We start from the raw sequence: 24,031 nt of genomic DNA on the forward strand, positions 1-24,031 counted from the left end.
CATCTCTATACCGCTGAGACTTTACCCGGCGAGGATGCGTGGCGCGGCTGGCGCGATCTTGTTGGCGCAGGTTCAGAGCTTCATCCTGTCGGCGGAAGCCATCAAACTATTATGCAACCACCGCGACTCAATCAGATAGCCGATTCAGTTACCGGCTATCTGTTACCTGCGTCTCACACACCAGGCGTCATCATCCAGCGTGGTTCTCAGTCTGTTCCTCCGCTCTTCTGTCTCCCTGGCGCAGGTGCCAGTGCCTCCAGTTTCATTGAACTGGCCCTGGCTCTGCCATCACATTTGCCTGTACATGCTTTGCAGGCAAGGGGACTGACGGCACCAGAACTTCCTCCTTTTATCAGTGTCGAGGAAGCGGCCCGATCTTACATTCAGGTAATCCGCCAAACGCAATCTGAGGGTCCCTGGCATCTGCTTGGGCACTCATTCGGCGGCTGGATTGCTTTTGAAATGGCATTGCAATTGCAGGCACAGGGAGAAAATATTGGTGCCCTGATACTCGTAGATACAAACTCACCCGATCCGCAGAATATCATTCAGAAAACGGTCGACCAGACAGAGGCGTTATTAAAGTTGACCGATATCTACAACATGATGTTGCCACACACATTACCGCTGACGAGACATGATTTTATCGGCCTGGAGCCTTGTGAACAAATTGAGCTTTTGTCCGAAACTTTAATCAAAGTTGGCTTTTTCCCAGCGAATGCGCCGCTCTCACTGTTGCAGGGTATCGTTCAGGTTATGCATGCCAATCTGAATACCATTTATATTCCCCGTACCTGTTATCAGGGGCTGCTTCATTTAATAAACGCAGAAGAAGGAGACAATGATGAAACCTCGTTGGATATCCAAAACTGGAAAATTCATGCCACTCAATTAAATACGACATTTGTACCGGGAAATCACATGACGATGTTATCCGAACCCAATGTCAGGAAGTTAGCCGAAGGGTTAACAAAAAAGATAAAAATCTGACTTAATACTACTGGCTTCACTGCCAGCCCGTTGGGGCTGGCAGCTGATGACTTATTGTTGACAGGTTAACTGTTTTTAAGGGCATGGAAATCGGCTGCCCTACAGGAATATATGGATTTTAAATGAAAAAATTGACCAATCAATCTCCAGTCCTGACGCTTTTATTTTCCCTCCTCTATCGCTCACGCTGGACGCTAGTTATTGCCACTGCCGCCAGCATAGCAAACGGTATTGCCAGTGTTTTGTTGATCACCCTGATTAACAAAACGTTGAACAGCACTGAAACTAATTATCACGCACTGGCCGGGTATTTTATCTTGCTGACCGTCGTGACGATTAGCTGTCGGGTACTGAGCGGTATTTTTTTCGCCCGTTTGAGCCAGGGAACAATGGCTCGAATGCGAAAACTTATCTCGTATCGGGTTGCCTGCGCGTCATTCCGGCAAATTGAAAAACTGGGTGCCTCACGCGCTCAGTCTGTTATTACTGATGACGCCACTAATGTCTCTTTTTTGTTCTTCACGCTGCCTAACATTGTTATGCAAGGATCGATGATATTGGGCTGCCTGGCCTATCTGGCATGGTTGTCATGGCCCGTTTTCGGTCTGGCATTAACCATTGTGCTTTCGGGCTCTCTGGGCTACTGCATAAGTGGCTCCAGAGCACTTGCGTCGTTCAGAGCAGCAGGTAAGGCTCAGGATCGGCTCTTTACCCATTTCAGTGCATTATTCTCCGGAGCAAAAGAACTGAAACTACACAGTATCCGTAGCCAGAACTTTCTTAATCACTCACTCAACAGCGAAATTGACGCGGTAGGTCAGCACCGCACCCATGCTTTTAGTATTTACGCCTTTGGCGTTGGTTGGCTCCTTTCTTTGTTCTACCTGTTTCTGGGGGTAATTATATTTTTTCCTGGCGTAATATCGGGTCTGGATAAAATGGCGCTGGCAGGCTACGTGATAATATTCTTATTTATGCTAATGCCTTTAGACAGCCTGCTAAATAATATACCGACGCTGAATGCAGCTCGCGTATCGCTGAATCGTATTGGAAAAATACTTTCTGAACTGAATGAGCAAGAATCGATAAAAGGCTCTTTCTCTGTAAATGCGTTTGGCAATGCAACTTCACTACATTTGTCCGGGATCAAGCACAGCTATTATCGCGAGAAGGAAGGCGGAATATTTCAGCTCGGCCCTGTTGAACTTGAACTTAAAAGGGGAGAAATTACGTTCCTGATTGGTGGAAATGGCAGCGGAAAAACCACCCTTGCCAAGCTTCTGACGGGTCTTTACATCCCGGAAAGTGGCACCATTACCGTTGATGGTTACCCCATTGACGACCATAACCGTATTCACTACCGCCAGCTTTTCTCAGCAATTTTCTCCGACTTTCATCTGTTCGAATCACTGATCGGCCTGAATACTGGCAACGGCACCCTGGATGAGCAGGCTAATGCCTTACTGGTCAAACTTCATATCGACCATAAGTTGAAAATTGAAAATGGTTACTTTTCAACCCAGGATTTATCACAAGGGCAGAGAAAACGCCTCGCGCTGGTAGTTGCATACCTGGAGGATCGTCCATTTTATCTGTTCGATGAATGGGCTGCCGATCAGGATCCGCTGTTCAGGAAAGTATTCTATGAGGAGCTACTTCCTGAACTGGCTGCTCGCGGCAAGGCGGTACTGGCTATCACCCACGACGAGCGTTTTTTCCATCTGGCCGATCATTGTATCAAACTGGAAAATGGCCTGCTCGATATCAACCATTTTGCCTCAGACGGGCAGGTATAACGTTCAGGCTGTTATCAAAGTTGAACTGCGGCAAACAGCACATTTTGCTGCAACAAAAAATGGCCGCTGTTGCGAAGTATCCCAGCACCGGGCAGAGAAAAGAGTGCCCGGTGCACCCGACGCTCTGCCTGAACACCATTGTGGTGTGTCAGGAACCGGCGGCGATAATCTTCATCATCAGAGACAGCGTCATGTTGACGCGCCCTGGCTCCATAATGGCCTGTGCCAGTCGGGGAGAAAACGGATATCCCAGAGGTCAGACCAGGCCGAAGATAAGGCCTCCGGAATATCCCCGCTCATCCCTTAATGTCCGCCCCGCGCCTTCTGTATATCTTTCAGACGCTGCTTCTCTTCATGCGCCATCAAGCGCCAGGCGATAAACCCGACGATACCGACCACGAACAGAATCAGTGACGCCAGCGCGTTGATCTCCGGATTGACGCCACGCCGCACGGTAGCAAAAATCTGCATCGGCAACGTGGTGGCACCCGGTCCGGTGACAAAGCTGGCAATCACCAGGTCATCCAGCGACAGGGTAAAGGCCAGCAGCCAACCGGTGACAATCGCCGGGGCAATCATCGGCACGGTAATAACAAAGAACACTTTCAGCGGGGTCGCCCCCAGGTCCATCGCCGCTTCTTCAATTGAGCGGTCCAGCTCCCTCAGTCTTGCATTGATCACCACCGCCACATAAGCGGTACAAAAGGTCACATGTGCCAGCCAGATGGTTAACATGCCACGATCGGCAGGCCAGCCAAAGGCATTGCCCATCGCCACAAACAGCAGCAGCAGCGACAGGCCGGTGATCACATCCGGCATAACCAGCGGCGCGGTGAGCATAAAAGCAAAGCCGGTCGAGCCTTTAAAACGACCAAATCGCACGATCACCACCGCCGCAATGGTGCCCAGCACCACGGCCGCCGTTGCCGCCAGCGCGGCAATACTCAGGCTGAGGGTGACCGCCCCGATCATCGCCCCATCATGGAACAACACCCTGTACCAGTGCAGGGAGAAACTCTCCCACGCGGCCAGCTGTGATGAGTTAAAGGAGTACACCACCAGCAACGCCATCGGCGCGTACAGAAAGAAAAAGCAGACCACCAGGATGGCGATGCGCCACGGCGAACGCACAACGGGTAACGAGGTCATTCCTTCTCCCCCATTTCTTTATTCTGATGTTTATGAAACCAGATGATCGGCAGGATCAGGATCAACAAAATAATCACCGCCAGCGCCGAGGCCACCGGCCAGTCACGGTTGTTAAAGAATTCCTGCCACAGCACGCGGCCAATCATGATGCTGTCGGGGCCACCGAGCAGCTCCGGGATAACATACTCGCCAACCGCCGGGATAAACACCAGCATGGAACCGGCAATAATGCCGCCTTTGGTCAGCGGCACGATCACGCTGAAGAATGTTTTTAATGGCCGTGCGCCCAGGTCCAGCGAGGCTTCCACCAGCGAATAATCAATGCGGGTCAGCGCGGTGTAGATTGGCAACACCATAAAAGGCAGATAGCAGTACACAATGCCGATATAGACCGCCACGTTGGTATAGAGGATGGTCAACGGATGATCGACAACGCCGGTCCATAACAGAAAACGGTTAAGGATACCGTTATCGTTCAGGATCCCCATCCAGGCGTAAACCCGCACCAGAAAGGAGGTCCAGGAAGGAAGTATTACCAGCAAAAGCAGAATGTTGCGGGTAGAGGGAGAACTGTGCGCCACCGCCCACGCCAGCGGATAACCAATCAGCAGGCAAATCACCGTGGAAATGGCCGCCACCTGCAATGAGTGCAGATAGGCATCGATATACAACGGATCGTCGGTGAGCGTCAGATAGTTGCCGAGATTAACCACCATCGTCAGTTGCCCATCGGCCCAGCTGAGCAAATCGGTGTACGGTGGGATCGCACGGGCAATATCCGCCAGGCTGATTTTCAGCACGATCAAAAAGGGCAGCAGGAACAGCAGTACCAGCCACAGATAAGGTAAGGCAATCACCATTTTGCGGCCCGACTTCATTTGCAGTCGACGGATGCAGGCCTGCAACACACCGGCCGTCGCGCCGGGTGGTTTGCGGGTCTTTAAAGAATGCTGGCTCATAACTCCCCCACTACACCGTCAATACCACACAGCTGTCCGCGTCCCAGCAGAGACGCACTTCGTCTCCCCAGGTTGGCGTCCCTTTGCGAAAGCGATGAGCATTTTGTAACTGCGCGCTGATCATCTGTCCGCTGTGCAGCCGCACATGATAAATCGACAGATCGCCGAGGTAGGCAATGTGCGCGACTTCCCCGACGGCAAAATTACAACCGTCAGTCGGGATCTCTTCACACAGCATCACTTTTTCCGGGCGCAGCGCCACGTGAACCGGAACGCCCTCCGTCACCGAGGCATCAGAATCCACTTTCAACGGGTGAACAAGTCCCGGACTGTCAACAATCAGGCCATCCGACTGGCGTTCGCGCAATAACCCTTCAAAAAGATTCACCGAGCCGATAAATTCTGCGCTGTAGCGCGTGGTTGGATGTTCGTAAATCTCTTCCGGCTCGCCAATCTGCACAAACTTGCCGCGATTCATAATGGCAATGCGTCCTGCCATGGTCATCGCTTCCTCCTGGTCATGGGTGACCATCACACAGGTCGCGCCAACGCGCTCCAGAATATCGACCACTTCAAGCTGCATACGGTCGCGCAACTTTTTGTCCAGCGCGCCCATCGGCTCATCCAGCAACAGCAGCTTGGGCCGCTTGGCCAGGCTGCGGGCCAGCGCTACCCGCTGACGCTGACCGCCGGAAAGCTGGTGCGGCTTGCGTCTGGCGTATTCCTGCATATGGACCAGCGTCAACATTTCTGCCACGCGACTGGCGATTTCGTCTTTTGGCAGTCGGTCCTGCTTCAGTCCAAAGGCGATATTCTGCTCCACCGTCATGTGTGGGAACAGGGCATAGGACTGGAACATCATATTGATGGGGCGCTGATAGGGTGGCACGTTGGAAAGATCCTGACCATCCAGCATAATCTGCCCTGAGGTTGGCGTTTCAAAGCCCGCCAGCATCCGCAGCAGTGTCGATTTGCCGCAGCCGGAAGCCCCCAGCAGCGCAAAAATTTCACCTTTATAGATAGTCAGATTGACGTCATCAACCGCGTGCTGCCCGTCAAACGATCTGGTCAGATTACGGATTTCCAACAGCGGCGTTAATGCCTTGCCCACTTTTGTCTGGGGGCGGGGGATTGCATCTTTCACGTCCATAATTCTCCGGCACGTAACAGCAGGCTTTGCCGTAAAAAGTAAAAATCCAGCTTCACAGAGCGCGGCGCTGACTCTCTTCGCCGCCCGGTGCGAGGCTGACAGAATGAATCATTGCCCACTCTGTCACATATCAGGCCGGCCCTCTCCCGAAACCGTCGCCACCGGACAGGGTGTTCAGCAGGCAAGAAAACAGAGGCCGCCAGGCCTCTGTTTTCTTGCGCTCAGGAGAAGATCCGTTCAGCTATTTGCCACTTTTAACTTTAGTCCATGCACGGGTACGCACACGATCCAGTTTTGGATCCTGGACTTTCAGCACAAACAGTTTTGCCATGGTATCTGGCGTCGGGAAAATAGCCGGATTGTTGCGAATGTCAGCGTTAATCAAAGGCACGGAAGCCTTGTTTCCATTGGCATAGAACATTTTGTTGGAAACGTCAGCAATCACCTTCGGCTCCATCAGATAGTTGAGGAACTGATAGGCTTCATCGACATTTTTGGCATCTTTCGGGATCGCCAGCATATCAAAGAACGCCAGGGCCCCCTCTTTCGGGATGCTGTAGGCAATGTTCACGCCATTTTTAGCCTGCAAGGCACGGTTCTTCGCCTGCAATACATCTCCCGCCCAGCCAATCGCCACGCAGGTGTTACCGTTAGCCAGATCGTTAATGTACTGCGATGAATGGAAGTAACGAATAGAAGGACGCAGTTTCAACAGCAGGTCGCTGGCCGCGCCAGAGTAATCTTTTGCGTCACTGCTGTTAGGATCTTTGCCGAGATAATTGAGCACGGTGGCAAAAATCTCTTCTGGCGCATCAAGGAAGGAAACACCGCAGCTTTTCAGTTTTTCGAGGTTTTCTGGTTTCAACACCAGATCCCAGCTGTTAACCGGCGCATCTTTACCCAGTGCCGCTTTGACTTTATCGACGTTGTAGCCAATGCCGGTGGTTGCCCACAGGTAAGGGATGGCATATTTGTTGCCCGGATCGTGCTGTTCCAGCTTTTTCAGCAGGTCAGGATCGAGGTTTTTGTAGTTAGGCAGCTTGCTTTTATCCAGCGGCTGGAAGACACCGGACTGCAACTGACGGGCAAGAAAGCTGGAGGACGGCACCACCACATCATAACCGGTGCTTCCTGCCATCAGCTTGCCTTCCAGCACTTCGTTCGAATCAAAGACGTCATAAACGACCTTGATACCCGACTGTTTTTCGAAATTTGGCACCGTGTCCGGCGAAATATAATCAGACCAGTTATAAACGTGCAGCGTCTTATCAGCAGCCGTTGAACCAGCGGAAACCGCCATCAGCACCCCAGCCACCACAGCTGACAACCATTTTTTACGTTGGTTGAACATGTTTTCCATCCTCGCGAAAAGAGATATACACAGCATCCACAGGCTCCGGTTTTTTCCACACTGGCCCTGTTATGGCTATAACAATGAATGATTATTCGTCATGCTGTTAATAGAAAAAACCTATACCCACGGCGACGTTGCACGCAAAATGCAGCCACGCAAGCATAGCCGCACTCTTAAACTCAGGCCAGCGTTGACCGTAAAAAACGCCTTTTATCGATTTTTAATGCATTTTGCCTCTGGGTGATACGCCACAGGCATGGTAAATGCCGCTGAAAATCCGGCAAAAAGCGCTTAACAGCAGCAGAAAAACGGGTGATGACACCATAAAATGCGGGGAAAAAGACAATCTTCAGGGTAACAGCAAGGAAGTGTCGCGCGTTGCGGGATAAACCAGGTCGGCAGCAGGCCAACCCGGAGGCTTCAGCAGAAGAAATTAGTGCAGCATGGAATGAGGAAAAGCATAGTCATTACGTTCGTCATCTTCACCTATCATCAACAGGTGGTTGGCGAAGGCTTCCATCACCACCATCGAAACCTGCTCTTCGCTCTGCTTAAGAAAATGAACGAACTGCCCATAAGTCACGCCTGCCGCCACACTCAGTGACTGCATGACGATCAGTTTCGGCAGATTATCATCCTGAATATCAACAAAGGCTTTAACCGTCAGAGAGCTGGCGTTGATTTGCGACAGGTCACCCACCAGAGGGATCAGTGCGGTAGGTTTAACTTCTGCCAGTGCGGAGAACAGAATAACGTTGTCTACCAGATCGAGTTTGGCATCGAATACGCCATCAAAGTTTTGCATGTGTGGCAGGTGGAGTGCCTGACAGGTGTCACACTCAAACCAGGTGACACTTTGCAGATCCAGCCAGCGTCGAATCAGGTCGATGTCCGGGATGACGAGTGAATCCATGTGATGTTCTCATACTGCCTTAAAATTGCGCCTTAGCTTACGGAAAAACGCTGCGAAACACCATGACTGCGACATAAATATGACATCAACCAGACCTTTTCAGACAGAGTCCCGGCAATAAAAGCTGATTCAGCACTGAGGGTGTATCGGCCCGCTTCAGCCTGAAAGCGGGTCTGAACCTCGTCAGAGCGGGTCGTCTGGCGTCAATATCAGTCAGACGACCGCTTTGCCCGGTGGTGAATCACCGCTGAGATAAGAGGCTTTAGCGCGTTGCCCATCCCTGCTTATGCAGATAGTCGAGCATGAAGGGTCGGCTCTCTTTGATAATGGTCTTCCGGATGTGCTCGCTCCAGCTTTCACGACGCGGGTTGCTGTCACGCGTCAGATAATACTCTTCCTGCTGGCGGTCGTAATCGTCCAGCACCTGCTGATTAACTGGCTGATAGCGATTTTCATGCATCATCATGGCCGCAGGCATACGGGGTTTTTGTTGCGGTGACTGCGCGGGCCAGCCCAGACAAAGACCAAACAGCGGCAGGACAAATTTTGGCAATGCCAGCAGTTCTGTCACCCCGGCGATACCGTTGCGGATACCACCAATAAATACGCCGCCAAGCCCCAGGGACTCGGCGGCGATCATGGCGTTCTGGCCCATCAGTGCGGTATCAACACAGCCCAGCAGCAGTTGTTCTGCCAGCCCCAGCTGAGCCTGTGGGCAAATGTGCAGATGACGATTAAAGTCGGCACAGAACACCCAGAATTCCGCCGCCTGAGCAACATAGTGCTGGCCGCCGCTCAGTTCAGCAAGCTCATCGCGCAGCGCCGGGTCAGTAATACGGATCACCGAAGAGCATTGCAAAAAGCTGGAACTGGAGGCGGACTGCGCGGCGGCAAGGATCGCCTGTCGTTGGGCATCGCTGATCGGCTGGTCGGTAAAGGCGCGAATCGAACGGTGTGAGCAGAGTAAATCGATGGTTGGGGTCATGCTTATCTCCCGAAAAAAATTTGTCGCCGCAGGCAAAAAAATCCGGCGGCATCAGTGACGCTATCTGCCACTTACTGCGGGCAGCATCAGGGCCGCAGTAAAAGCATCAAGGTCATCAGCGCTGTGCCGGAAATGTCGTTGGCAAGGGTAGCATCTGGTGCAGCAGGCGGTAAGAAAGTTTCACAATAGTGCCGGGAGCGGCCTGTGCAGGGCATGCTGCTTAATACCGCTCTCTCAACCCAGTTCTTTGAAGCCCAGCATGTGGCATGTGGCATGTGGCATGTGGCATGTGGCATGTGGCATGTGGCATGTGGCATGTGGCAGAATAATTCGGCTGCGGCGATAAGGTATAGCCTGAACAAATCGTATCAACAGGTAAATCCTTCTTCCCATCACCCGGTGAAGCGGGCATGATGAGCGCCAGTAGCACTTTTTTGTGATTCGAATCACATATTTTGACCATTAAGGGGAAACGTATGTTTGCAGTCATTTTCGGACGCCCGGGTTGTCCTTACTGTGTTCGCGCCAAAGAGCTGGCTGAAAAGCTGGCCGAAGATCGTGACGATTTCAACTTCCGTTATGTTGATATTCACGCAGAAGGCATCACCAAGGCCGATCTGGAGAAAACCGTTGGTAAACCGGTTGAAACCGTGCCACAGATTTTCCTTGATCAAAACCATATTGGCGGCTGCACCGATTTTGAAGCCTATGCCAAAGAAAACCTGGGGCTGTTTCAGTAGTCAATGGCCGAACACCGGGACTGTACGGACCAGTAACAGTCGGGAGCCCGGTGTTGCTGGCTGAGTCCTGGTACAGTGATTAAGCGTGCTGTTTGTTATTAAACAGCACGCTTTTTAGTCTCTGTCAGCTATCTCTTATGGGCCGCCGGTTAAGCAGCCGCCACGCATCCGGGTCCAGCAAGCAATCCCTCCTGACTCAGCAACCACGCACCAACCAATGCCGTCCGGCCTGCGCAATTCCGTGTCAGCGCCAGTGGCTTATCTGCTTTTCAGTCAGCCCCGGCCCGCATCACCCTTTGCTTATGACTGTTTTACCTTTACAGCCTCTGCCTGCCGCACCTTTCCGCGATGCCTTTCCGTTAACACCACCAGTATCCCGGCTGCGGCAATAATTGATGCGCCAGTTAGCGTTGAGGCCGTCGGCAGGCTGTTAAGAAAAACAAAACCAATGATCATCGACCACACCAGCGAGGTGTAGTCGAACGGGGCCAGCAGCGAGGCATCGGCATAGCGCAGGCTCATGGTAATCAGGATTTGCGCCATGCCGCCAAAAAAACCACAGCCCGTCAGCAGTAAAAGCTGCCGGCTATCGGGAATTTTCCAGCCCAGCAAGAGGGTTGCCAGACCAATCAGCATGGTCATCAGTGAGAAGTAAAAACAATTGCTCCCGGTCTTTCGATACCGTTAAGAAAGCGGATCTGCACCGAAGATACCGCCGTACAGAGCGCCGCCAGCAGCGCCAGCAGGACACCTGCACCCGCCGAGGCCTGAGCAACACCGCCTGAAAGCAGTGAACCGCTGTCGCTCAGATGCGCCCACAGCATCACAATAATCCCGCTGAACCCCACTACCACCCCCAGCCAGCGGGCAGCATGCACATGTTCACGCAACAGAACAGCGGCCATGATCACCGTAAAAAGCGGCGCGGCATAACTGATTGCCGTGGCGTCCGCCAGCGAGATATAGACCAGCGCCAGATAGTTAAAATACATGCCGCCCGTCCCGGAAAATCCGCGAATTAAGTGGCCAAAGATATTCTTTGTTTTGATCTGGGGATATATCCTACCCTGCATTTTTAACCAGATCAGCAAGGGCAACAGAGCAACAAAAGAGCGAAAAAATATCACTTCTCCGGTAGGAATATTTCCGCCCAACCCTTTCACGCAGGCCAGCATTAAAGTGGCACACAGGGCTGATAATATTTTCAGCGAAACACCCATTCTGGCGTTCATCATTGACCTTCGTTATCGGTGAGTAGTGCTCTGAAAGTGAACACTATTCTGTCAGAGCCGCCTTTTCATCGGTCATATAAAAAGCGTATTGCCATACAGGGTTTACTTCTTATACAACGCCAGACGGCGCTTATATAGTCGGGCTGTCGTAACGAAAAACTGCCGCCGGTTCTGGCAACATTGTCGTCACAGAAAGCGCATTAAAAGACCCCGGAGAATGAATGATGAAGCTGAAATTCCTGTCCTGTTCCCTGCTGGCACTCCCGCTGATGGCAGCCCTTTCCCCTGCCAGAGCCGATGGACTGGCCGATATTCAGGCTCGTGGCGCACTCAACTGTGCGGTCTATTCCGATGTGCCGCCGTTCTCGTCGCCGGATGCAAAAACGCGCCAGCTGGCGGGGATGGACGTCGATTTATGCTCGGCGTTAGCCAGACAGATGGGGGTAAAACTCAATCTGGTGCCCACGTCGATTGAAGCACGTATCGCGGTGATCGCCACCGGGCGCGCTGACGTGCTGATTGCCAATCTGGCCTATACCAAAACCCGCGCCCGGCAGATTCAGTTCAGCAACCCCTACTACGTGGCGAAAGAGATGCTGGTGGTGAAAAAGCCGAACGTTGATAAAACCCGTGCGGACTTTAAAGGCAAGCGCATCAGCGCCACCAAAGGCACCACCTCTGAACAGTCCATTCACCTGGCCGGGGCAAAAGCCGTGACCTTCCAGGATGCCGCATCGGCCTTTCTGGCGCTGGAGCAGAACAAAGTGGTCGGTTTTGTGACCAACACCATGACGGCGGTGAAGATGATTTCGCAGGCCGGTAAAGATGGCATCGAACTGGGCATGATCAAAGAACCCATGGCGCTGGAACCGATTGGCGTTGGCATGAAAAAGGATGAACCGGCGCTGCTGGCAAAAGTGAACGGCAGCCTGAAAGCCATGGAGGACGATGGCACCCTCGGCAAAATCTGGGACAGCTGGCTTGGCCCCAATACCGAATACAAAATGGTGCGCGAAGACAAAGTTCAACCGCTCTCCAGCCTGAAATTTGAACCTCTGGAATAGCCAATGAGCACGGTGTCGCACCATGCGCCCTCCCCCGGCGGTTTTATGCTGGCGGGACAGGGCGAAAAAATCAAAATCTCCACCATTGGCAGCCGCGCATGGCTGATAGAAGCACCGGGAGATTTCGATCTCCCCGCCCAGCGCCGTATCTGGTCGCTGGCGGCCACGCTGCGCAGGCACGAAGAGGTTGAATCCCTGATCCCTGGCGTCACCAATTTGCTGGTGCTGTTTCGCCAGACGCCGAAGGATTACGATGCGGCTTTCACCCTGCTGAGCACCGCGTGGGAACGGGCGCAGGCCATCCATCCACAAGGAAAAGTGATCGAAATTCCGGTGATTTACGGCAGCGAACAGGCCAGCGATCTGGATGCGGTTTGCCGCCATACCGGACTGTCGCCGCGCCAGGTCATTCACCGCCATTCCCAGGGCTGCTACACGGTATTTTCACTGGGTAGCGCGCCCGGTTTTGGCTATCTGCACGGGCTGGACCCCACTCTCGCCACGCCGCGCAAAAAAGTCCCCTCGCTGAGTATGCCTAAAGGCACCGTGACTATTGGCGGCGCACAGACCGGGGTTTCCGCGCTGACCGGGCCAAACGGTTGGAACGCCATTGGCTATGCCGGATTGACACTGTTTGATCCTTACGCCGACCCTCCGGCGCTGATGGCACCGGGTGACCGCGTACGGTTTCTGCCAGAGAGGACAGAATGGTGAGCGAAGCGGTGATTGAAATTATAAAAACCGGCCCGCTAAATACCGTGCAGGACGCCGGACGCACAGGTTTCCGCGATATCGGCGTGTCCGTCAGCGGTGTGATGGATCCGCTGGCGTTCCGGGCAGGTAATATCATGCTGGGCAATGACGAAAACGCCGCCTGTATCGAGGTACAGATGTTTCCGTTTAAGGTGCGCTTTCTCAAAGACGCCAACATTGCGGTCACCGGCGCGGACTGCCGCACGATGCTGGACGGCACGCCGCTGCCCCCGTGGTGGGCATGTTCTGTCCACGCCGGACAGGTGCTGGAAATGCAGTTTCCGCGCAGCGGGGCGCGCAGCTATCTGTGCCTCGGCGGCGGCATTGATGTTCCACTGGTAATGGGGTCACGCAGTACCGCACTGCGCGGCGGCTTTGGTGGTTTCGACGGGCGACCGCTGGCGCAAAACGATCGCCTTAGCGCAGGTAAAACATCAACCTCGCCCCTGCCCGCTGAAGGGATGGGTATCGAACCCCCTGATATCGCGCTGGCAACGCTGCTGCCCACCAGCCCTGAAGGTGTGGTGCAACTGCGGGCGATCCCCGCCGGGGAGTATGCCCTGTTTGAAGCCTGTCTGCCCCGCTTCTGGTCACAGCCGTGGACGGTCTCCATGCACAGCAATCGTACCGGTTATCGTCTGTCGGGGACGCCGCTCATCCCCTCGAAAGTCATTGAAATGCGCTCCTACGGACTGATCCCTGGCATCGTTCAGGTGCCCCCGGCGGGTGAGCCGATTATTCAGCTGGCCGATGCCAATACCGCCGGTGGCTATCCGAAAATTGCCGGTATCATTGAAGAGGATTTGTGGCGTCTGGCACAGGTGCAGCCCGGTCAGCGCATCCAGCTGATTAAAAGCGATGCCCGCGAAGCTGTCTATGTTGCTGAGCAGATCAACCACTGGCTGACCCGCCTGCGCGACAGCTTTATGCCGGTGAAAAAAGTGATGGGATATTGATATCCGCGCTTAACCGCCAAAAAAAAGCACTGCCCGACAACATTAATCATGCTGGCGGGCAGTTTTCCTCGTCGGGCCGGGTGGGTTATTTCAGGGCCGCACAAAATTCCGTAATCCTGTCACAGCCCTTTTCCAGCATTGCCATGCTGGTGGCGTAGGAAAGGCGGAAGTACGGACTCATGCCATAGGCTGCGCCCTGCACGGTGACCACATGTTGTTCTTCGATCAGCGCCATGACAAAATCCGCATCGTTACTGATATAACGCCCGCCTGCGGTGGTTTTACCGATGCAGCCAGCGATATTGACGAACAGATAAAATGCCCCCTGCGGTTTATGGCAGCGTAGCGTCGGGACGGCGGACAGCCGCTCCAGCACGTAATCCCGACGCTGACGATAGATGGCGGCGCGTTCTTTCAGCAACCCCTGCGGGCCATTCAGCACGGCAACAGCCGCCGCCTGGGTCAGTGTGGTGACGCCGCCGCTGTTTTGCGTATTGACGTTGCTCATGGCGTTGATCAAATCCTGCGGGCCGCCGCAAAAACCTAAGCGCCATCCGGTCATGGCCCAGGCTTTCGACACGCCGTTGACCGTCAGCACGCGGTCCTGCAAACGTGGCTCAACTTCTGCCAGCGTGTGGAAAGTCACGCCGTCATAAATCAGATGTTCATAAATATCATCGCTCAGGATCCATACCTGCGGATAGCGCAGCATCACCTCGCCAATCGCCTGCAACTCCTGCTGCGTTGCCACAGAGCCGGTCGGGTTGCTCGGGTAGTTCAGCAGCAGCCATTTGGTTGCGGGGGTTATCGCTGCGGCAATATCCTGCGGATACGGCTTGAAATTATTCTCTTCCGGACAGACCACCGGCACCGGAATGCCGCCCGCGAATTTAACGATGTCTGCATAGCTGATCCACGACGGCGTCGGGATCACCACTTCGTCACCCGGATTGATGGTGGCGAGCATCGCGTTAAAGATAATCTGCTTTGCCCCGCCAGCGGTCAGGATCTGGCTCGGCTTAAAATTCAGGTGGTTATCACGCTGAAATTTAGCGGCGATGGCCGCGCGCAGCGCCGGGGTGCCATCAACAGGAGGATAACGGGTGTCGCCAGCCAACGCCGCGGCGTGAGCCGCTTCGGTTGCATGGGACGGCGTCGGAAAATCGGGTTCTCCGGTGGAAAGTGCGATAACGTTCACGCCTGCCGCCGCGAGATCGCGGGCCTTTTGCGTCATGGCGACAGAGGCAGAAACAGAAACATTTTTTAAGCGATCGGCGATATCAGGCATGGGGCTGGGGTTCCAATTTTTTATCGAAGGTGAAAGACGGACAGCGATAAGGCATTACCCGAAAAAGAGTAATAAGGAAGCATCCCCCCGGACCAATAGCGCTTTAGTGTGGTGACATAACACAAAGCAATGGCTGAACGCAGGAAAACGGCATTTTGCACCAGCGCAGTGCAGGGAGAGCTGATTTCTTTTCCGCCAGCCGCTGATAATGCACGGCAGTGCCGGAGAGACATGGAGGTGAAATCAGCAGAACCAGCAGAAGTCGGGGAATAAATCGGCTGCTGAGGACGTGTTGGCACTCATCTTGCTGTGTTCTGATAACTGCTATCAACGCCTGTTTCTGCCATGAGGACGCCATCGTGAATCTCCGCCGCCTGAAATATTTTATCAAGATTGTCGATGTCGGGAGCCTCACTCAGGCCGCAGATATCCTGCACATTGCACAGCCTGCGCTCAGCCAGCAGCTGGCAACGCTGGAAGGCGAAGTGAATCAGCAGTTGCTGATCCGCACCAAACGTGGCGTTACGCCAACCGAGGCAGGCAAGATTTTGTATATCCACGCCCAGACCATTTTACGCCAGTGCGATCAGGCACAGAGTGCCATCGACCGCTCGGCGCTGGCCCTGTCCGGCAGCGTCTCCGTTGGTCTGGCACCCGGCACCGCAGCCCAGCAGCTGGCGTTGCCGCTGATGGAGGAAGTTCACCGGCAGTATCCCGGCATCGTTTTGTATTTTAATGAAAATTTTGGCACCACCCTCAGCGAACTGATTATGAATGGCCGGATGGATATGGCGGTGATTTACGGTAACCGCGAAATTCATGGTTTGCGTTTTATGCCGCTGATGAAAGAACAGTTGTACTTTGTCTGCCCGCACACCCTGAGCAAGCCGCTGAAATCGGTCAGTCTGGCGCAGGTGGCAAACTACGATCTGTTCCTGCCACGCATCTACAACATCATGCGCAAAGCCATTGATGATGCCTTTGTTCATCAGGGACTGACTTACCGGGTGAAATGCGAAATCGAATCGCAAACCACCCTCAATGCCGCACTGGCGGCAGGTTCCGGCTGTACGATCATGCCGGAGTCCGCTGCCCGTGCCATGCCTGACGCCGCCGGTTCGTGGATGGCGAAAATTGATAATCCTGATATTCAGGTCGCGCTCTCATTTTGTATGTCCGACCATCTGCCCCTTTCCCAGCCCGCAGAAGCGGTGAAAGCGATTCTGCTCTCCCTGATGGCTAACCGCACGGTGGATAACCGCCCCCTGACGCTGGTCGGGTAATAAGCCTGTCTTATTGCCGTAAAGCGAAATCCTCTTTCCTGATGGTCGGCGTACCACGCTAGAGTGCGTTTTCTGCCCGTACGGCGGGCCGTTTTTTCGTCGCCAGCCTCGGGAACACAGGCTGTCTGACGGGAGAGATATGGAAAAAAAAGCACCAGAATTCAGAGCGCTGCGCGATATTGCCCGTAAGATGCGTCAGTCCGGTCTGAGCGAGATTGCACTCACCGGCAGCGGCTTTCGCATCAGCATGAAATGTGCACCCGGTTGCCCCGCCGTCTCCTTACCCTCGCTGCCGGAAACGGTGCCTGACCTTCCCGCAGCGGAAAAGCTTTGTGCGCCTTTCCCCGGCATCGTGCTGCTACAGCATCCCCTGAACAATCTGCCATTTACTCAGCCTGGTGCAAAAGTCGAAAAAAATGCCCTGCTCGGATTGTTGAAAGTGGGGGGCATTTATCTGCCGCTGCGCAGTCCGGTGCAGGGTACGGTTGAATCTCTGACGGTGCAGAACGGTGACGGCGTGGAGTATGGCGCAGAAATTTTTACCTTACGTCAGGAGGCGCTGGCCGCATGAAATTTATCGATCTCAACGCCGATATTGGTGAAGGCTTTGGCGATTACACCATCGCTGATGACGCCGCACTGATGCCGCTGATTACCTCTGCCAATGTTGCCTGCGGTTTCCACGCCGGAGACGCGGTCATTATGGCGAATACCGTCGCGCTGGCGAAAAAGTATCAGGTAGATCTCGGCGCGCACGTTGGTTTTCCCGATCTGGCCGGATTTGGCCGTCGCCGGATGCATATCGAACCGGAGGTGATGGCCCATTACGTAACCTATCAACTGGGTGCCCTGTCTGCGTTTGCCAGAGCGGCCGATTATCCGCTGACGCATATGAGTTTTCACGGCGCGCTGGGCAATATGGTTTCCGAAGACGCCGCACTCGCACAGGTGCTGTTGCAGGCCGTCAGCAACTTCGATGCAAAAATGATCGTCAGCACCCTGCCCGGCAACGCCGTCGAGTCTGCGGCGCGGGCGCTGAACCTGCCGGTTGTCTGCACCTTTCTCGCCGACCGCGCTTACGAAAGCAACGGCCTGCTGGTCAGCCGGTCGAAACCGGGTGCAGTAATTCATGATAAAGAGCAGGTGCGCACGCGCGTGCGCCAGTTGCTGCGGGAAGGCACGGTAGAAAGCATCGACGGCATCACCCTGCCGGTCAATGCCACCTCGATCCTGGTCCACGGTGATACGCCGGAATCTCTCGGCATGGTGCATACCCTGCGGGAAATTATTGCCGAAATGGGCATCGTGCTGATGCCGCCAGGCCAGCAACAGCGCCAGTTGACAGAGGAAAAAGCACGGTTATAAGTCGCGCTTATCGCCTCACAGGGTTTATGTCTTATCCCCTCAGGGCATTACTGGATAGAGTCAGAAAACACGCCACCGGCAGAAGATGATGTCGCGGGGGTTTAACAGGAGAGTCACATGCCATTTTCAGATTACCAAACTGCGCTGGTCACCGGCGCATCAGCCGGAATGGGTGAAGCCATTGTCGAACGCCTCTGCCAGGAAGGGCTGACGGTTCATGCCGTGGCACGCCGCGCCGATGAGCTGGAAGCACTCGCCGCCCGCACTGGCTGTATTCCTCATGCGCTGGATGTCAGCGATCTTACGGCGGTAACGCGCCTGTGCAGCGAAATCAGCGTGGACATCCTGGTTAACAATGCCGGTGTTTCCCGCCCCGGCTCGATCCTCAGCGCCGATGAAGAGTCGATTGATACCCAGGTGGATGTCAATTTGCGCGCCGTTTTGCATCTCTGCCGCCTGCTGGTGCCGGGAATGATGGCGCGCGATCGTGGACACATCATCAACATCACCTCGATTGCGGCGATTTATAACTTCGGCGGCAACTCGATTTACCACGCCACCAAAGCGGACGTTCATGCCCTTTCGCGCCAGCTGCGCGTTGACTGCTACGGCAAACGCGTGCGGGTTACCGAGATCTGTCCGGGTCGGGTGGCGACCGATATTTTCGGCAATGTGTCCGGCGATCATGAAGACGCCCGCCGCCGTTTCATTGACGGTTTTGAGCTGCCCACCGCCAGAGATATCGCCGACTGCGTGGCCTTTGCCGTTTCAGCGCCGATTGCCGTCAACATTGGCAATATCGAAATCACCCCGACGTTGCAGGTGCCGGGGGGACTTTCCACCATGCGCCCCGGTGAAGGCGTGTGATCGATCGACAAAGCATTAAAAACAGGAGGGTGAAAAGACGATGACGCTCGATTTCAGCAGGATCCTGACCGGTCAGTTTGGGCAGGTGATCGTCGATGGTATGGCTGTCACCCTCGAGCTGGCGCTGGGGGCCTGGCTGCTGGCGATGTTGATTGCCCTGCTGCTGGTGGTGATTCGCTTAACGCACCAGCGCTTCGCTGAATATTTTGTCCGCATTTACGTCTCGTATCATCGCAACGTGCCGACGCTTATTCAGTTAATGATGTGGTATTTCGCTATTCCGACCCTGCTGCCTGAATCTGTGCAGATGTGGATTAACGATTTAAACGCCGAGTTTCTGTTTTCGATGCTGGCGCTGGGATTGTGTCAGGCGGCGTATTTTTCTGAAGATATCCGCAGCGGATTGCGTGCCATCCCGGAAGGACAAACTGAGGCGTCCCGCGCCCTGGGCATGAGCTATACCCGCTCGTTGCGTTCGGTCATTTTGCCGCAGGGTATCCGTAACGCGCTGCCGTCGCTGCTCAATCACACCGTTTTACTGTTTAAAAACACCAGCCTGGCGATGGTGATTGGGGTGGCCGAACTGACTTATGTCACCCGTGATATTGAGAACCAGACATTCCGTACTTTCGAGTCGTATCTGGTGGCCTCTGCCGGTTATCTGTTCTTCTCTCTGCTGCTGATGGGGGCTGGTGCGCTGCTGGCCCGCCGTTTCCAGCGGGTTTATGCGAGGTAATCCCATGCCCGACATATTTACGATTTTGCATGACAACGGGATGCTGTTCCTGATGGGACAATACCCGCAGGGGCCCCTTGGCGGCATACTCTGCACGCTGCTGATTTCGGTGCTGGCGATCCTGTTAGCATTACCGGTGGGCACGCTGCTCGGACTGGCGCGATTGTCGCCTTTTCGCTGGCTAAGCTGGCCCGCCGCCTGCTGGGTTTACTGTTTGCGGGGCATTCCGCTGCTGATGGTGGTGTTCTGGACATACTTCTGCGTCCCGCTGCTGATTGGTCACAACATCAGCGGATTCAGTACCATGCTGTGCACGCTGGTGATTTATGAAAGTGCCTACATTGCTGAGATCGTGCGCGGCGGCATTCAGGCGCTGCCGGGCGGCCAGTACGAAGCGGCCAGAGCGCTGGGGATGAGTTATTGCAAGACGCTGCGCCTGATTATTCTGCCGCAGGCGTTATATAACTCGCTGCCCAGTCTGGTCAGCCAGCTGGTTTCCATTATCAAAGACAGCACGCTGGGCTACGTGATCAACGTGCCGGAGCTGACCTTCGCCGCCAACCAGGTCAATAACCAGCTGCTGACTAAACCTTTTCAGGTCTTCGCGATTGTCGCGGCGGGCTATTACCTCATCTGTTTCAGTCTGACCTAGCTGGCCAACAGGCTGGAAGCGCGTATCACGCGTAAAAGGCAAAACCGGATGCCGGAAGCCGACAACATGGCGCAAGCCCTGCTGCTCTCCCGGACTCAATCACAATAAGGAGCGACGATGCGACCAATGATCTTATTTAATCAGGTCAATAAATGGTATGGCGAATACCAGGCGCTGACCGATCTGAGTGCTGAAATCAAACCTGGCGAAGTGGTGGTGGTCTGCGGCCCGTCCGGCTCAGGGAAATCAACGTTAATCCGCACCGTTAACCGGCTGGAGCCGATTGAAGAAGGTCAGATTCTGTTTGATGGTATCGACATCCACGGCACCAGCACGCGCCTGAATCAGTTGCGCACCCGGATAGGTTTTGTGTTCCAGAACTTTAACCTGTTCCCACACGTTTCGGTGCTGGAGAACATCATGATGTCGCCAGTGAAAGTCCTCGGGGTGAAGCGTCATGAGGCTCGCCAGCAGGCGGGTGAACTGCTGGAGCGCGTCGGGTTATCGCACAAAGCCAACGCCTATCCGGCACAGCTTTCCGGTGGTCAGCAACAGCGGGTGGCTATTGCCCGGGCGTTAGCGATGAAACCGCCGGTCATGCTGTTCGATGAACCGACGTCGGCGCTGGATCCGGAAATGGTAGGCGAAGTCTTAAACGTGATGCGCGGCCTGGCCCGCGAAGGTATGACCATGATGTGCGTCACCCATGAGATGAATTTTGCCCGGGAAGTGGCGGATACCATCTGGTTTATGGATCAGGGGAAGATTCTGGAGCAATCCACACCGGAGAACTTCTTTACCCGCCCGCAACACGCCAGAGCACAGAAGTTTCTGAGCGACCTGCATTACAACTGATAAACGGCTCAGCCCCTTTAGCCGCGAATAACAGGGCTGAGCGGCGCAATACTGCGCCGACAATCCACAGACTCACCGATTTTTTCCCGTCTGCTGATGGCGCACTGGTTAACCCGCGACAACCCCCCTTCTCCTCTCTTTACTATCTGTTTAACCCTGATTGCATTTCACTGCGCTAAGGTAACGCCCTGGTATCCTGATTAACCGTGTGAAGGCCAGAATACGGTTCTGATCAGCATGACTAACAGCGCCCCCGAGCCACACCAGAAAATGGCGCTGGCATCAAAGGCCAGTTCCTGCATGGGGTCGTAACAGAGGACAGCGTAAAAATTCAGAATGACGACCGACAGAAAGGTTCCGAATAATGCAGACAGGAGTGACACCGTGAGCGGTGCCTCTTTAGATGTCATCGCCGCTACCGCGCCGGGTACAACCAACATCAACAAGCCAGGACGCGCCTGCATGACCGCCGCACCTTCGATGAACATGTCATAGCGCACCACCAGAAAAACAATGCAGTACAGGACAAAACTGATTATTCCAGCGGTCCACGACACACCCCTTAACATCATAAGCTTTTCTCTCGGTAATTGATCCAGTCACCGGGCCAGAGACACTCCGTACCCTTTTTCCTGCTGGCGAAAAGCAAAAAACCGTTACAAATGCACACGGCTTTTACTGGCTGAAAAAGAATGAAACGTTTAAAATGGCCGCCGTTTTTAACTGGCCTGGGCTGTATTTGCTAAAACCCTCTGAGCCTGCTCCATCAGGCTGTTTTATTTTTCACTCTGTCACCGACACTATTTGACATTCCCCGGGCTGCATCTGTTGTCCGTATTAAGACGGCCTGCAACTGTTATGTCGGGTGAGACAGAGGTTAAATATTGCCACTGCTCTGTTGGCTGTGTGAAAAATTTAGCGCAAAACACCCATTATTTCAATGCGTTACTCGTAAACAAGAAGTTAAACCGTGAATATAAACGTCGCAGATTTGTTAAGTAGAAATGACATTCTGTTATTATTTGTCGTGCTCGCGCTGGGATTATGTCTGGGTAAATTACGCCTTGGCTCGGTACAACTGGGTAATTCTATTGGTGTTTTAGTCGTCTCGCTGTTACTTGGTCAGCAGCATTTTGGTATTAATCCCGACGCGCTGAATCTGGGCTTTATGTTATTTATTTTTTGCGTTGGTGTTGAAGCCGGACCTAACTTTTTTTCTATTTTCTTTCGTGATGGCAAGAATTATCTGATGCTCGCTGCGGTAATGGTGGTCAGCGCCATGGTCATTGCTTTGATTCTGGGCAAGCTGTTCAACTGGGATATTGGCCTGACTGCGGGCATGCTGGCAGGTTCGATGACCTCAACCCCCGTTCTGGTGGGTGCCGGAGACACGCTGCGACAAACCTGGCCGACAGGAAATGCACTGAGCACCGCCCAGTCTAATCTCAGCCTGGGCTATGCGTTGACCTATCTGATCGGCCTGGTCAGCCTGATTTTTGGGGCGCGGTATCTGCCAAAATTGCAGCGCCAGGACCTCTCCACCAGCGCGCTGACCATCGCCCGGGAGCGGGGGCTGGATCCCGACAGCCAGCGTAAGGTTTATCTGCCGGTTATCCGTGCCTATCGCGTGGGTCCGGAGCTGGTTGCCTGGACCGATGGCAAAAACCTGCGCGAGCTGGGGATCTATCGTCAGACCGGCTGTTACATTGAGCGCATTCGGCGCAACGGCATTCTCGCCAGTCCGGATGGCGATGCGGTGCTGCAACAGGGTGATGAGATTTCGCTGGTCGGCTATCCGGATGCCCATTCACGTCTCGATCCCAGCTTCCGTAACGGAAAAGAAGTGTTCGATCGCGATTTACTGGATATGCGGATCATTAATGAAGAGATCGTGGTTAAAAATAACAATGCGGTAAATAAACGTCTCAGTCATCTTAAACTGACCGACCACGGCTGTTTTCTCAACCGGGTTATCCGCAGTCAGATTGAAATGCCCATAGACGACAGCATCATTCTCAATAAAGGTGATGTTCTGCAAATCAGTGGCGAGGCGCGTCGCGTTAAATCGGTTGCCGATCGCATCGGATTTATCTCAATTCACAGTCAGCTGACCGACCTTCTCGCTTTTTGTGCCTTCTTTATTATCGGACTGATGACCGGGATGATCACCCTGCAATTCAGCAACTTTAATTTCAGCATTGGCAATGCGGCAGGTTTATTGTTTTCCGGCATTATGCTCGGCTTTCTGCGCGCCAATCACCCGACTTTCGGTTACATTCCGCAGGGTGCTCTGACCATGTTAAAAGAGTTCGGTCTGATGATTTTTATGGTTGGGGTTGGTCTGAGCGCCGGAACCGGTCTGTCGCACGGACTGGGGGATACCGGCATCCTGATGCTGGCGGCCGGACTGGCCGTCAGTCTGCTGCCGGTCGTACTCTGCTTTCTGTTTGGCGCTTATGTGCTGAAAATGAATCGCGCCTTATTGTTTGGGGCCATTATGGGCGCACGCACCTGTGCTCCGGCAATGGAGATCATCAGCGATACTGCACGCAGTAATATCCCCGCGCTGGGTTATGCCGGAACTTATGCGATTGCTAACGTTCTACTGACCCTGGCAGGAACGTTAATCGTGATAGTCTGGCCAATGTTTGGTAATTGAAATTAATTTCAAAAGAGTTGAGAACTTTTGTATCAGCCGCTGGTCATAATAAGTGCCACTGCTTTTCTTTGAAATCCTCAAATTGTGGAGCCCGCTAAGAAAATACTTAGCGGGTTTTTTATTTTCCGTATCCCCCCAACTTTTACGGCGATATTTTGTCGGCGATTATTCTTATTTATTTCATAAAAGATTAAAACCCCGGCAATTCTTAACGAAAGTACAACCACGCATATAATCAGGAACATACCTGTTTATCTTCTCTGTTGTTGCTTCTATGCTTTGCCC

At 53.8% G+C, this 24,031-nt stretch carries 23 protein-coding genes and 2 pseudogenes; 16 read left to right on the top strand and 9 right to left on the bottom strand.

Annotation, left to right across the window (positions count from 1 at the left end):
* Window positions 1-111: 111 nt before the first annotated feature.
* Both AC3RPL_RS12650 and AC3RPL_RS12655 read left to right on the top strand, forming a co-directional pair.
* Window positions 112-990, top strand: a complete 879-nt coding sequence (locus AC3RPL_RS12650; protein WP_490740692.1) for a thioesterase domain-containing protein — start codon at window positions 112-114, stop codon at window positions 988-990.
* A 122-nt stretch (window positions 991-1,112) separates the two neighbouring features.
* On the top strand, window positions 1,113-2,786 hold the full coding sequence (locus AC3RPL_RS12655) for a cyclic peptide export ABC transporter (protein WP_490740268.1): 1,674 nt from the start codon (window positions 1,113-1,115) through the stop codon (window positions 2,784-2,786).
* A 303-nt stretch (window positions 2,787-3,089) separates the two neighbouring features.
* Here the strand turns inward: AC3RPL_RS12655 and potI are convergent, their stop codons facing one another.
* From potI to potF, 4 genes are all read right to left on the bottom strand, one after another.
* Complete coding sequence (gene potI / locus AC3RPL_RS12660; RefSeq protein ID WP_034941260.1) at window positions 3,090-3,935, bottom strand: putrescine ABC transporter permease PotI; 846 nt, start codon at window positions 3,933-3,935, stop codon at window positions 3,090-3,092.
* A complete protein-coding gene (gene potH / locus AC3RPL_RS12665; protein WP_034941262.1) occupies window positions 3,932-4,894 on the bottom strand; it encodes a putrescine ABC transporter permease PotH in 963 nt (320 codons plus the stop codon). Before potH ends, potI begins: the two co-directional genes overlap by 4 nt.
* A 10-nt stretch (window positions 4,895-4,904) precedes the next feature.
* Window positions 4,905-6,038 carry a putrescine ABC transporter ATP-binding subunit PotG gene (gene potG, locus AC3RPL_RS12670; protein WP_490740693.1) on the bottom strand — a complete coding sequence of 378 codons (1,134 nt, stop codon included), beginning with the start codon at window positions 6,036-6,038 and terminating at the stop codon, window positions 4,905-4,907.
* A gap of 247 nt (window positions 6,039-6,285) precedes the next feature.
* Window positions 6,286-7,395 (bottom strand): spermidine/putrescine ABC transporter substrate-binding protein PotF, encoded by a 1,110-nt coding sequence (gene potF / locus AC3RPL_RS12675; RefSeq protein WP_261641657.1) that lies wholly within the window; start codon window positions 7,393-7,395, stop codon window positions 6,286-6,288.
* 266 nt (window positions 7,396-7,661) lie between these two features.
* On the opposite strand from potF, the gene AC3RPL_RS12680 reads away from it, so the two are divergent.
* Window positions 7,662-7,787 (top strand): hypothetical protein, encoded by a 126-nt coding sequence (locus AC3RPL_RS12680; protein ID WP_490740269.1) that lies wholly within the window; start codon window positions 7,662-7,664, stop codon window positions 7,785-7,787.
* Window positions 7,788-7,831: 44 nt separating this feature from the next.
* On the opposite strand, the gene AC3RPL_RS12685 is transcribed toward AC3RPL_RS12680, so the two are convergent.
* Both AC3RPL_RS12685 and nfsA read right to left on the bottom strand, forming a co-directional pair.
* On the bottom strand, window positions 7,832-8,311 hold the full coding sequence (locus AC3RPL_RS12685; protein WP_490740270.1) for a YbjN domain-containing protein: 480 nt from the start codon (window positions 8,309-8,311) through the stop codon (window positions 7,832-7,834).
* A gap of 262 nt (window positions 8,312-8,573) precedes the next feature.
* Complete coding sequence (gene nfsA, locus AC3RPL_RS12690) at window positions 8,574-9,296, bottom strand: oxygen-insensitive NADPH nitroreductase (protein WP_490740271.1); 723 nt, start codon at window positions 9,294-9,296, stop codon at window positions 8,574-8,576.
* 204 nt (window positions 9,297-9,500) lie between these two features.
* Here nfsA and AC3RPL_RS12695 point away from each other — a divergent pair, with 204 nt between their 5' ends.
* Window positions 9,501-9,710, top strand: a complete 210-nt coding sequence (locus tag AC3RPL_RS12695) for a hypothetical protein (protein ID WP_490740272.1) — start codon at window positions 9,501-9,503, stop codon at window positions 9,708-9,710.
* 62 nt (window positions 9,711-9,772) lie between these two features.
* Entirely contained in the window at window positions 9,773-10,036 is a 264-nt protein-coding gene (locus AC3RPL_RS12700) for a GrxA family glutaredoxin (RefSeq protein ID WP_034941273.1), read from the top strand.
* A 300-nt stretch (window positions 10,037-10,336) separates the two neighbouring features.
* Here AC3RPL_RS12700 and AC3RPL_RS12705 read toward each other — a convergent pair.
* Window positions 10,337-11,268, bottom strand: a pseudogene (locus AC3RPL_RS12705) (DMT family transporter).
* A gap of 224 nt (window positions 11,269-11,492) precedes the next feature.
* On the opposite strand from AC3RPL_RS12705, the gene AC3RPL_RS12710 reads away from it, so the two are divergent.
* Genes AC3RPL_RS12710 through AC3RPL_RS12720 form a run of 3 tightly spaced genes read left to right on the top strand, consistent with a single transcriptional unit; the run spans window position 11,493 to window position 14,041 of the window.
* On the top strand, window positions 11,493-12,332 hold the full coding sequence (locus AC3RPL_RS12710) for a transporter substrate-binding domain-containing protein (RefSeq protein WP_490740694.1): 840 nt from the start codon (window positions 11,493-11,495) through the stop codon (window positions 12,330-12,332).
* Window positions 12,333-12,335: 3 nt separating this feature from the next.
* Entirely contained in the window at window positions 12,336-13,046 is a 711-nt protein-coding gene (gene pxpB, locus AC3RPL_RS12715) for a 5-oxoprolinase subunit PxpB (RefSeq protein ID WP_490740273.1), read from the top strand.
* Between the two features lie 8 nt (window positions 13,047-13,054).
* Window positions 13,055-14,041, top strand: a complete 987-nt coding sequence (locus AC3RPL_RS12720) for a 5-oxoprolinase subunit C family protein (protein WP_490740695.1) — start codon at window positions 13,055-13,057, stop codon at window positions 14,039-14,041.
* Window positions 14,042-14,126: 85 nt separating this feature from the next.
* On the opposite strand, the gene AC3RPL_RS12725 is transcribed toward AC3RPL_RS12720, so the two are convergent.
* Window positions 14,127-15,329, bottom strand: a complete 1,203-nt coding sequence (locus tag AC3RPL_RS12725) for a pyridoxal phosphate-dependent aminotransferase (RefSeq protein ID WP_490740274.1) — start codon at window positions 15,327-15,329, stop codon at window positions 14,127-14,129.
* 359 nt (window positions 15,330-15,688) lie between these two features.
* Between AC3RPL_RS12725 and nac the strand changes: the two genes are divergently transcribed.
* The 7 genes and pseudogenes from nac (at window position 15,689) to AC3RPL_RS12760 (ending at window position 21,087) form a co-directional block, all read left to right on the top strand.
* Complete coding sequence (gene nac / locus AC3RPL_RS12730; RefSeq protein WP_490740275.1) at window positions 15,689-16,612, top strand: nitrogen assimilation transcriptional regulator NAC; 924 nt, start codon at window positions 15,689-15,691, stop codon at window positions 16,610-16,612.
* Between the two features lie 139 nt (window positions 16,613-16,751).
* Window positions 16,752-17,183: an acetyl-CoA carboxylase biotin carboxyl carrier protein gene (locus AC3RPL_RS12735; RefSeq protein ID WP_490740276.1), complete on the top strand. Its 432-nt coding sequence runs from the start codon at window positions 16,752-16,754 to the stop codon at window positions 17,181-17,183.
* Window positions 17,180-17,977, top strand: a complete 798-nt coding sequence (locus tag AC3RPL_RS12740) for a LamB/YcsF family protein (RefSeq protein WP_034941286.1) — start codon at window positions 17,180-17,182, stop codon at window positions 17,975-17,977. The genes AC3RPL_RS12735 and AC3RPL_RS12740 overlap by 4 nt, the downstream gene beginning before the upstream one ends.
* Before the next feature lie 117 nt (window positions 17,978-18,094).
* Complete coding sequence (locus tag AC3RPL_RS12745; protein WP_490740277.1) at window positions 18,095-18,844, top strand: SDR family oxidoreductase; 750 nt, start codon at window positions 18,095-18,097, stop codon at window positions 18,842-18,844.
* A 40-nt stretch (window positions 18,845-18,884) separates the two neighbouring features.
* The gene (locus AC3RPL_RS12750) at window positions 18,885-19,580 is read left to right on the top strand and encodes an amino acid ABC transporter permease (RefSeq protein ID WP_490740278.1); all 696 of its coding nucleotides are present in this window, start codon (window positions 18,885-18,887) and stop codon (window positions 19,578-19,580) included.
* Window positions 19,581-19,584: 4 nt separating this feature from the next.
* Window positions 19,585-20,229 (top strand): annotated as a pseudogene (locus tag AC3RPL_RS12755) (amino acid ABC transporter permease); the annotation flags it as partial.
* Between the two features lie 120 nt (window positions 20,230-20,349).
* A complete protein-coding gene (locus AC3RPL_RS12760; protein WP_490740279.1) occupies window positions 20,350-21,087 on the top strand; it encodes an amino acid ABC transporter ATP-binding protein in 738 nt (245 codons plus the stop codon).
* A 200-nt stretch (window positions 21,088-21,287) separates the two neighbouring features.
* Here the strand turns inward: AC3RPL_RS12760 and ybjM are convergent, their stop codons facing one another.
* Window positions 21,288-21,659: an inner membrane protein YbjM gene (ybjM, locus tag AC3RPL_RS12765; RefSeq protein ID WP_034941296.1), complete on the bottom strand. Its 372-nt coding sequence runs from the start codon at window positions 21,657-21,659 to the stop codon at window positions 21,288-21,290.
* 398 nt (window positions 21,660-22,057) lie between these two features.
* Between ybjM and AC3RPL_RS12770 the strand changes: the two genes are divergently transcribed.
* Window positions 22,058-23,746: an aspartate:alanine antiporter gene (locus AC3RPL_RS12770; RefSeq protein WP_034941299.1), complete on the top strand. Its 1,689-nt coding sequence runs from the start codon at window positions 22,058-22,060 to the stop codon at window positions 23,744-23,746.
* Window positions 23,747-24,031: the final 285 nt, after the last annotated feature.

The sequence above is a fragment of the Erwinia papayae genome (assembly GCF_058241465.1).